General features: G+C 63.1%; 7 protein-coding genes and 2 pseudogenes. 2 read left to right on the top strand and 7 right to left on the bottom strand.

From position 1 onward, the window contains the following. Nucleotides 1-509: pseudogene (locus tag FDW83_RS18765) on the bottom strand (hypothetical protein); the annotation flags it as partial. A 1,404-nt stretch (nt 510-1,913) separates the two neighbouring features. Here FDW83_RS18765 and FDW83_RS18755 point away from each other — a divergent pair. Further along, on the top strand, nt 1,914-2,258 hold the full coding sequence (locus FDW83_RS18755; RefSeq protein WP_240721061.1) for a plasmid pRiA4b ORF-3 family protein: 345 nt from the start codon (nt 1,914-1,916) through the stop codon (nt 2,256-2,258). Between the two features lie 240 nt (nt 2,259-2,498). On the opposite strand, the gene FDW83_RS18750 is transcribed toward FDW83_RS18755, so the two are convergent. The 6 genes from FDW83_RS18750 to FDW83_RS19265 form a co-directional block, all read right to left on the bottom strand. Continuing rightward, nucleotides 2,499-3,515: a magnesium and cobalt transport protein CorA gene (locus tag FDW83_RS18750; RefSeq protein ID WP_138139583.1), complete on the bottom strand. Its 1,017-nt coding sequence runs from the start codon at nt 3,513-3,515 to the stop codon at nt 2,499-2,501. A gap of 142 nt (nt 3,516-3,657) precedes the next feature. Further along, nucleotides 3,658-5,640 (bottom strand): APC family permease, encoded by a 1,983-nt coding sequence (locus FDW83_RS18745; protein WP_138139582.1) that lies wholly within the window; start codon nt 5,638-5,640, stop codon nt 3,658-3,660. 202 nt (nt 5,641-5,842) lie between these two features. Further along, complete coding sequence (locus tag FDW83_RS18740) at nt 5,843-6,514, bottom strand: response regulator (protein WP_138139581.1); 672 nt, start codon at nt 6,512-6,514, stop codon at nt 5,843-5,845. Further along, a complete protein-coding gene (locus FDW83_RS18735; protein WP_240721060.1) occupies nt 6,499-8,013 on the bottom strand; it encodes a DUF4118 domain-containing protein in 1,515 nt (504 codons plus the stop codon). The genes FDW83_RS18740 and FDW83_RS18735 overlap by 16 nt, the downstream gene beginning before the upstream one ends. A 149-nt stretch (nt 8,014-8,162) precedes the next feature. After that, nucleotides 8,163-8,849 carry a GAF and ANTAR domain-containing protein gene (locus FDW83_RS18730; RefSeq protein ID WP_171027621.1) on the bottom strand — a complete coding sequence of 229 codons (687 nt, stop codon included), beginning with the start codon at nt 8,847-8,849 and terminating at the stop codon, nt 8,163-8,165. 152 nt (nt 8,850-9,001) lie between these two features. After that, on the bottom strand, nt 9,002-9,169 hold the full coding sequence (locus FDW83_RS19265; RefSeq protein WP_171027620.1) for a hypothetical protein: 168 nt from the start codon (nt 9,167-9,169) through the stop codon (nt 9,002-9,004). Nucleotides 9,170-9,416: 247 nt separating this feature from the next. Between FDW83_RS19265 and FDW83_RS18725 the strand changes: the two are divergent. Next, nucleotides 9,417-9,676: pseudogene (locus FDW83_RS18725) on the top strand (hypothetical protein); the annotation flags it as partial.

The following is a 9,676-nucleotide window of genomic DNA, read 5'->3' as shown; positions in this document are numbered from 1 at the left end:
ACGACTGCGTCCACGAGGGCGCCTGTTCCGCCGGTGGTGCCGTCGGTGCCGTTGCCGCCCAGGTCCACGTCAACAACTGCGTTGACGACGCTGCCAACACTGCTCGTGGTTCCTTCGCCAATTCCCAGGATGTTGCCGAGACCCAGTGTGGCGTCAGCGGCAACGGTCGCATCGGCGATGCCTCCGTCGGTCAGGCCAATATTTCCAAGGCCGAGGCCGAGGTCGACTACGGCGGCGGCTGCGAGGTCGGTGGTGTTGCCCTGGCCGGTCGTGGTCAGGGTTCCGGTGCCAAGTGCGACGTCCACTGCGGCGGTGAGGGCGGTTGAATCGGTGGTGCCAGCGCCGGTGTTGTTGAGCAGGGCTGAGTCAGTTGACGCGGCGATCAGGGCGGATGCTGAAAGGTCGGGTCCGGTGGTGGTTTCCGAGGCGTTTGCCGCGGTGCAGCCGAAGGCCAGCAGGCCGCCGGCGAAGAGGGTACCAAGCAGCCCTCTGCGAAGGGTGGAATCCATGGTGATGTCTCCTGAAAAATAGTTGAGGTGCGGGCGCTGGTCAGCTGCCCGTAAGGCCCGTATGCCGCCGACAAAGGGCAGCAGGGGACTCAACTAGTCAGGAGAAGAACCGGGGTCATATGACACCGGCGCAGGAGCGTGCTCTGGGAATTCACCGGCTCGGGAGGAACCGGCCAAGGGGAAGTGAAAGTCAAAGGGGTTCAGCCAGGCTGCTGAACCGGAACCACCAGCAGAGGACGCGCCACTGCCCGTACCGGAAATCCCGGGAGCTGCCGGGACCGGCCCAGGAGACGGTGCAGGATCAACCGCGCCCGGTGATCCACCCGTCACGGAAAGTGCCACGCTCACTGACCACGGGAACGTGGGACCGGCCGCAGGGGCGCTTGCGCCCGTACGTGGGGCAAGGGCTTCAGCCGCTGACGCTTCCAGGGATGATGCTTCTGCGATAGCTACAGGCGCGCTTCCCTGCACCGCGTCCCCGGTGTCTGCCGTTGATCCTGCGCCCGGCTTCGTGCTCTCTGCAGGAACGGAGCCGGGGCCGGCAGGAAGTCCGCCCTCATCGCCGGCCTGGCCGGGAAGGGCAGGCACCGGCAGGGGAGCCTTCCCTGTCACCAAGTCGGTGATTGGGTCCAGAACAGGTTCCAGGACCGGGACCGTTTCGGTTACCGGTGGCACAACCGTGTCGACAACCGCAGAGGTCGCCCCATCGGCCAGCTGCGCGATAGGCGCCGTGACCGTGGAGACGGTGCCTGCCGGCACCACCCGGCTGATGACGGGTACGGATGCGGCGATGTCATCTGCCAGGTCGGCGACGGAACCAACAACCGGCTGCAGCAAACCCGAGGTTTGCGCAGGGGCAGGAACCACAGGGGCAGCGCTCAGCACTTTGTCCGATAGCGAGGAGACGGAACTGGTAACGCCGCCCAGCAGGGACGAGGTGTCCGAAAGAGTGTCGGCCGACGCAGCCGTGGAAGAAAAGGTCAGCCACGTAAGAGTGGCAGCACCTGCCAACAGAACTGGACGCAGGGTACGCCATGGCGAACGAGACCTAGCCACGCGCATCACCCCCCGGTGCAGTTCTGAGACGCTCGAAGAATAACCCAACACCTTGGATAAAGTCCAGAGCGCAACTACCGTGAATCGGCGTGACCCCAAGCGGGAACCCTCGGGAAGGTGCGTTTGTTGTTCAATGCACGGCACTTCTAAGCACGGTCCGCCGGGGAGAGGCGCCCGTCTTAGCTTTGGGGCCGTGAGGCCGGTGAAAATGGGTGTCATGGACGACATTGAACCGTTGCCGGGGTTGTTGGAGAGGACTCGACTTTTGTGGTCCGCGTGAAGCTGGTCGACAGCGAGCCCGAGAATTGGCGTCTGCTCGAGCTTTGAGGCTCCTTAGCCTTGAATCAGGTGCACCAGGTCCTGCAGGCAGCCTTTGACTGGGAGGATGCTCACCTGCACAGGTTCACGGCAGATGATCCGTTCGCGCCACTACCGCCGGCCTACGGCGTTCGACGCGGCCCGCTGGAAGGCTCCGGCGGTTTGCCCGGCTACGGGGAGGTCCTCGACGCGCTGGCCGATCCGTCGCATCATGACCACAGCGAGCGATCAGCCTGGGAAGCCGATGTAACGGGCTCCCATGCGCCTTTCGACCCTGCCTTACTGGCCCTCCCCGCCGTAAACCGGGCTCTGGATAAGATGGTGCTGCAGATGGCCAGGTCCGAGGCCTGTGCCGTCGTTAGTGGTGCGCATTAGAACGGTTCCATAATTTCGCCCTGTCTCTGGGTGCGATGCTCTTGCCATTGTCCGCGACAAAATTAGTGGCTCCGTGATAGTTGGAAACTCCAAAAGGTCCTGCACTTCCACCATGTGTTGCTGCTGCCGCCGTCAGCAGGCCGGCCTACCCACTTTCTGCGGTAGGCGCTTTCGGCCGCAACGCGGAAATGCAGAGTCAGGCGGGGTGTCGGTAACCCGCACACCTCCAGCGGCAGTGATCTACAGCCACTTGCGCCATTTGAAGGTCAGGTAGAGGACGATGCCCATCGCGAGCATAAGAGCCAGTGCGAAGGGGTAGCCGAAGACCCAGTCCAGTTCGGGCATGTAGTTGAAGTTCATCCCGTAGACCGTGCCGACGAGGGTGGGGGCGAACAGGATGGCCGCCCAGGACGAGATCTTTTTCACTTCCTCGTTTTGGGCGAGGCTGGACTCGGACAGGTGGCGCATCTCCTCGTTTTGCTGCTGCCCGACCAGCGCGGCATTCACCATCAAAGCGTTCTGCAGCAGGGCGCGGAACCCGTCCACGCGTTCGACAATGCGCAGGACGTGGTCATGGACGTCCCGGAGTCGGCGCTGCAGTTCCAGGTCCAGCGCGTATTTCTCTGACCCGCGCAGGAGGGATTCGAGCATCCCACGCAACGGATGGGTGGCGCGCTGAAATTCGATGACTTCCCGGGATAGTTCGTAGATTCTGCGCGTGACATCCGGGCTGGAACCGAACAGATCGTCCTCGATTTCGTCAACATCATTCTCCAAGCCAGCGACCACCGGTTGGTACTGGTCCACGACTTCATCGAGGATGGCATAGAGGACGGCCTGCGGTCCCAAAGTCAGCAGCTCGGGAGCCGTTTCCAGGCGTTGCCGAACCCGGGCCAGGTTTGGAGATTCTGCATGGCGGATGGTCACGGCGAAAGCTGGGCCGACGAACACATGCAGTTCGCCGAACTCGACTTTCTCAGCATCATCGAGGTACCGGGCAGGCCGCAGGACAGTGAAAAGGGTATCGCCGTAGCGTTCCAGTTTGGCCCGCTGGTGCCCGTGCAGGGCGTCTTCGACGGCGAGTTCATGAAGGCCGAACTCCGCGGCCACGGACTGGATCTCGGCCGGTTCCGGCCGGTACAGCCCAATCCAGGCCATCCCACCGCGCTCGCGCATCACCTCAAACGTCTCGTCCAGGTTCCTTGGATTGTCCGTCCGGCGCCCGTCAACGTACACGGCGTTATCAACCATCGTCATGGCGTCGACCCCTTCCCGCCGGTCGCCGACCAGCTGCTTTTCAGAACAAGCTACCGCCAGAGGCCCTGACGCAAGGAAGCCCGCCGATTGGGGGGGAACCGGCGGACTTCCCATAACCTTACTCGCAGGTTGTTTCGTCCTGTCATCCGACGTGGATGCTGGGGCGTTTTCCCGGGCTCGATTCATTCTCGCGGATAATTTCGCGGACGACGGGAGCGGTGTCCCCGCGCCCGAGGAGCAGGTAGCGCATTAGGTGTGCGATGGGGTTACCTTCTGACCATTCAAAGTAGGCATGCGGGCGGACGCCGGTGCAGTCGCGCAAGGCCAGCAGGATCGCGGCGATGGCGTTGGGAGCCGCGGGGCTTTGTGCCCGCAGGACCCGGTGCCCGTCCACGTCCACGCCGCGAACTTGGAGGATTTCGCTGAATTCAGACGGGTCGGTGATGTCGATTTCGAGGAAGATCACGTCGGCGGTGCCGGGGACCGGGTTGTTTTGCCGCTGGGCTGCTTCCTTGGCCGCGTACTCGGCTGCGTCGCGGACCTGGGGCCGGTTGGCGATCAGATTGATCCGGCCGTCGAAGGCGAGGGTGTCGGTGATGAATTGCCTGGCAGTGCCGTCGAATTCGATACGCTCCACGCGCAGTTCAGTAGTGCGGCTGACACGGGAGACAAGCGAGATGACCACGATGCCGAGGATGAAGAACGCGGAGATGGTGATGCCGTCAGGTTTCTCGATGACATTGGCAGCCAGGGCGTAGAGCATCACCACGGTGAGGACTGTGAATCCGGCGGATGCCGCCCGTTGTCTTTTGCGGATGGCCGAGATGGTGACAGCGACGGCGCCGGAGACCATCATCGCCAGGATGCCCGTGGCGTAGGCCCCTGCCTGGGCGTTGACGTCGGCGTTGAAGCCGATGGTGATGGCGATGCTGATGGCTGTGTAGACGAGGACGACGGGGCGGACGGCGCGGGACCAGTCAGGTGCCATGCCGTAGGAGGGCAGGTAGCGGGGGACGATGTTGACCAGGCCGGCCATCGCTGATGCCCCCGCGAACCAGAGGATCAGGATGCTGCTGATGTCGTAGACGGAGCCGAATCCGTTGCCGAGGTGTTCGTGTGCCAGGTAGGCCAGGGCTCGTCCGTTGGCTTCGCCGCCGGCCTGAAACTCCTCGGTGGGGATCAGGATGGTAGTAACGAAGCTGCTGCCGAGCAGGTAGACGCTCATGATCACTGCGGCGGCGGTCAGGAGTTTGCGGGTGTTCCGGACACGGTCCGCGAGCCTTTCTTCTGGGCTGGCGCCTTTCGCGGCGACCAGGGGCATCATGCTGACCCCGGTTTCGAAGCCGGACAGCCCCAGGACCAGCAGGGGGAAGGCCAGCAGTGCCGGTCCGATGACGCCGGTGAAGCCTCCGCCGAAGGAGGTCAGCGTGCCGGTCCAGGTGCTGAGTGCGCCGGGGGTTGTGAAAACTTCGGTGAGTCCTGCGCCAATGATGATGGCGTTCATGCCGAGGAAGACGGCAACGAGCGGGATGGCGACGGCGACGGCTTCGGAAAAGCCCAGCAGGAACACGCCGCCAAGGATCAGGAGCAGTACCACGGTGATTGCCACGGCCTGGCCTTGCAGGGCCGGGGGCAGGTAGGGGTTTTCGAGCAGGTGCACGGTCGCGTCGGCCGCTGAGAGTGTGATGGTGATGATCCATGAGGTGGCGACGAAGCCCAAGAGGACCAGGACGAAGACCTTGCCGCGCCAGAACGGCAGCAGCCGTTCTAGCATTGCCACTGACCCCTGTCCGTGAGGGCTTTCCTTCGCCACCCGCCGGTACATCGGCAGCATGCCCAGCAGGGTCAGGGCGACGATCAGCAGCGTGGCCAGGGGAGAGAGTGCCCCGGCGGCGAGAGCGGCGATGCCGGGCAGGTAGGACAGCGTGGAAAAGTAGTCCACACCGGTCAGGCAAACCACCTTCCACCAGCTTTGCTGTGTGGCATGGGTGTCAGCCGTTTCCGGGCCGACCGGCTGGTGTACCCGGTGCTCAAGGAGCCACCGGACCGCAGCGTTGCCCGGAACGCTGCGCCGCTCCGGATTGGGAACCGTTGCAGGGAGTGAATGATGGGCGGGAGCCGTCAAGGGGATGTCTTTCTGTACTGCCGAACGGTCACAACAGGCCCCGTTCCAGGCGCGCCATTGTGCTGATAACCACCGGAGCGTAACAGCGGAAAAACCAGCCCCGACCGATGCTTCCGCGGATTTTAATGCTTTCTTAACGCCCGGCCCTTACTCCCTTGCCTCAGCTGCTGAGGTTCCTGCTGCTGCACCAGATTGCCGGTGGTCAGTCCTTGAGGCGGTACCCGAGCCCGGTTTCGGTGAGCAGGTGCCGTGGCTTGGCCGGGTCGGTTTCGAGTTTCCGGCGCAGTTGGGCCAGGTATACCCGCAGGTAGGAGGTCTCCCCGACGTAGGCCGGACCCCACACCGAAGAGAGCAGTTCGTCGTGGGTGACCAGCGCCCCCCTGTTCCGTGCCAGCAGCTCCAGGATGCTCCATTCAGTGGGTGTGAGGCTCACCGTCCTGCCACCGCGGGAGACCTGTTTGGTGGCGAGGTTGATCTCGAAGTCGGCCGTGGCCACCACGGGAAGCTCCGGGGCAGTGCCGCGGCGGAGCGCTGCGCGTAGCCTGGCGAGGAGTTCTTCCATGCCGAAGGGCTTGGTCACGTAGTCATCCGCACCGGCGTCCAGGGCCCGGATCTTGTCGTCTGAGCCGTGCCGCGCCGACAGGACCACAATAGGGACTTGGCTCCAGCGGCGGATCCTGCCGATCACATCCACACCGTCCACGTCAGGCAGTCCGAGGTCGAGGATGATGGCGTCCACCGGGCGTTCGGCAGCCTGGTCAATGGCACCCTGCCCGGTGAACGCCGTTACGGTGGCGTAGCCTCTGGCGTTGAGGTTGATCTGCAAGGCCCGCAGGATCGGGACCTCGTCATCAACTATCAGTACTGCCGCCATCGCGTCCTCTCATCCCTGGGCTCGGGCGCTACTCCTGTGGACAGCGGCAGCCTGACGACCATAGTCAGGCCCCCACCAGCTGTAGGTTCGGCGAGCAGTACACCGCCCATCGCTTCAGTGAAGCCTTTCGCCACGGCCAGGCCCAAGCCGACGCCGGTCCCGGGTGTAGTGTCGTCGGCCCGCTGGAACGGCCGGAACATCGCCATGACCTTGCCGGCGGGGATTCCTGAGCCGTGGTCGATCACCATCAGTTCACTGGCGGGTATGTCTCCGATCGTGGCAGTGCCCGCCCCGCCTACCGTGCCGGATATTACGACATCCGATTCGGGGGCGTACTTCAGCGCGTTCTCGACGAGGTTTGCAATCACCCGCTCCAGCATGCCCGCATCAGCGTCTACCGGCGGCATGTTGTCCGGAAGCAGCACACGGAGCCGCTCCGGGGTTGTTCCGCGTATCGCTTCGCCGACAACGTCTGCCCAATAAACGGGGCCGATCAGGGGAGAAATGGAGTCGGCGGTGATACGCGACATGTCCAGAAGGTTGCTGACCAGCCGGTCCAAGCGGTCGGCCCCTGACTCAATCGTCGCCAGTAATTCTTCCTGCTCGTCCGGCGTTAGGCTGATGTTTTTGTCACGGAGGCTGCTGGAGGCAAGTTTGATGCCGGCCAGGGGAGTGCGCAGATCATGTGAGACGGCCCGCAGGATCGATGTGCGCATGATGTTCCCCTCGGCCAGGCGGAGGTTGTCGCGCTGGCTGGCGACCAGTTGTTCACGCTGGATCATTGCCAGCAGATGCGCGCCGAACGCGGAAAGCAGTCGGCGTTGATTCGCGGACAAGTCTCTGCCCATTAGCGCCAGCAACCGTTCCCCGTCCAGCTGCAGCTTAGTGCCGGCGTCTGACACGTCGGTCTGCCGGGGACCGTCGGACAGTTCCTGAAGCGTCCATTGAGTTGCAGTGCCTGGTGAAACCTCCTCCCGGACCCACAGTCCGGCGCTGTCCACACCGAAGTACTCCCGCACCTGGTCCAGGAATGCGGGGATGGTGTTTCCTTCCGCGACGGCCCTGCGGCTCAACTCGACCAGGACGGAGGCTTCAGCTCCTGCAATGCGTGCTTCCTTGCGCAGCCTGGCTGCCCGATCCACTACCAGCGAAACAGCTACCGCCACGACAACAAAGACCAACAGCGCCAGAAGATTCTCGGGATCGATGACCGACAACGACCCCACCGGATGGACGCTGAAGTAGTTCACAACAAGTCCGGCCAGGACGGCGGCAGCCACCGCGGGCCAGAGCCCGCCGACCAGCGCCACACTCACGATGCCGGTCAGATGGACGAGCATGTCCGTCGACAACTGATCATGTGGCAGAAGCTCCAGCACGAACTGCAGGGCCGGAGGCAACCCCATCGCGAGCACAAACGCCGCTATTTGCCGCCGGCGCCCCAAAACCGCAGCAACTTCGTCAATCCTGTCCGCAGACATGGTGGATGCAGGTTTCACGGGGGACACGCTATGCCTGATCTCGAAACCCATCCTCTTCTTCCACGGCACAGTCCTTTCTGTGCCGTCATTCCGAAGTCACTGCAGGCAGGTAAACATGTAGAAGGCGTGGCGTGCAACGGAGCCGACGCTTCGCTTCGCCGGCACTACTACTCGCCGGTGGCGCTGTGCAGAATGGCCCGTGCTATCTCATGCAATGGTGTGCTTTCCCCGCGGGAGGCGGTCAGCATGACGTGCAGGGCTTCTTGGGAACTCAGATTCATCCGTTCGATCAGGATTCCCTGGGCTTGAGAGATCATGTCTCTGTTGGCCAGGGCGTCCGCCAGGTCTTCGCTCAATTGCTGAGCGGCTTCACGGTCCCGGACGTTGCCGAGCAAGACGGCGGCCGGGGTGGCGAGCCGCTCGATCAAAAACACCGAGTAGTCATCAAACGCCAAGGGAACGGGGGAGTAGACCTTCAGGGCGCCGATGGGTTTTCCCCGGGTAGTCAGCGGAGCACTGAGAACGGAGCGCAGGGGAAGGCCCTTGATTGCCGCCGTCCATGCGGGCCATCGGGTCTCTTCAGTGGTGTCCTGAATAATGATGGAACGCTGTTCGGCCCACGCGCTGAGGCATGGCCCCTGACCGAGTTCGTACTGCAGCTCGTCCGCCCGAAGCACCACCATGTCGGTGGCACCGGCGCTTTCACTGCGCCCACGTGAGTTGATGATAGAAGCCCCGGCCCCTGCCGACTCCGGAATCGAATCCCTCAGAACATATGCCAGGGACTGCACCGCTTCGGATGCATCTTTCGCAGTCAGGAGGCCGCCAGTCAGCCGCGAAGTCAGCGCGGCCAACTCATACGCCTGCGGAAGGGAGTTACTCATCGCCCATCACCTCGTTGTTCACCTGACCAGGAACTACTAAAAACATTAGTCTTCCCGGGCCGCGGCGGCACGCTGATCTTCAGTGCAAATTTGCGCCTGGAGGAGATCCCATGTGACCAGTTCTAGCGGGGAATACGCCGTCCCCGGAACCTGTCCATAAGCAGCAGGACAACCGCAACAAGAAACAGGACCGGGGCCGCACCCAGAAGGAAGCCCAGTGCCTGCACCACCAGACCCACTACAAGAAACACCGCCGCGATGACAATAATGACGACGCCCAATGTCTTCATTAGCTACAACCCCTAACACTGTCCAGACGCAGCGGCCGGCCGCACTGAGCCTGGCAGCCCGGCGCAACGCGCAGGCAGTCCGCCTCTTCAGGGTACGGCGCAAACACCACACGTGCTACCGCCCTTATTGGTGAACATGCAGCAACGGTTTAGGAAGGGTGCTTACTATCTGATGGTAAACCTGCTTACTATTGCGTCGAAAGAGGAGACACCTATCAGCAGCATGTGTATGGGAAGGGGAGTACTGATGACGGAAAATCAGTGGACCAACGATTCCATGTCCGCACCACGGGATCCGGGCATCGACACGATTGAAACAGCGCCCGCTGCGTCCGCTTCCGGATCCAAGAAGGAGGCGGCCAAGGAGGAAGCGTCGAACGTTGCCGGTGAGGCAGCGTCGGCAGCGCAGGGTGTGGCCCGGACGGCCAAGAGCGAGGCGGCCAATGTGGCGGCGGAGGCGAAGAACAGCGCCCAGGACCTGTTGCACCAGGCCAAGCAGGGCCTGAA

Origin of the sequence: Pseudarthrobacter sp. NamE2, assembly GCF_005796205.1 — a bacterium.
GTDB lineage: Bacteria > Actinomycetota > Actinomycetes > Actinomycetales > Micrococcaceae > Arthrobacter.
The sequence above is the reverse complement of the archived record's forward strand: the minus strand, read 5'-3'. Positions and strand labels throughout refer to the sequence as shown.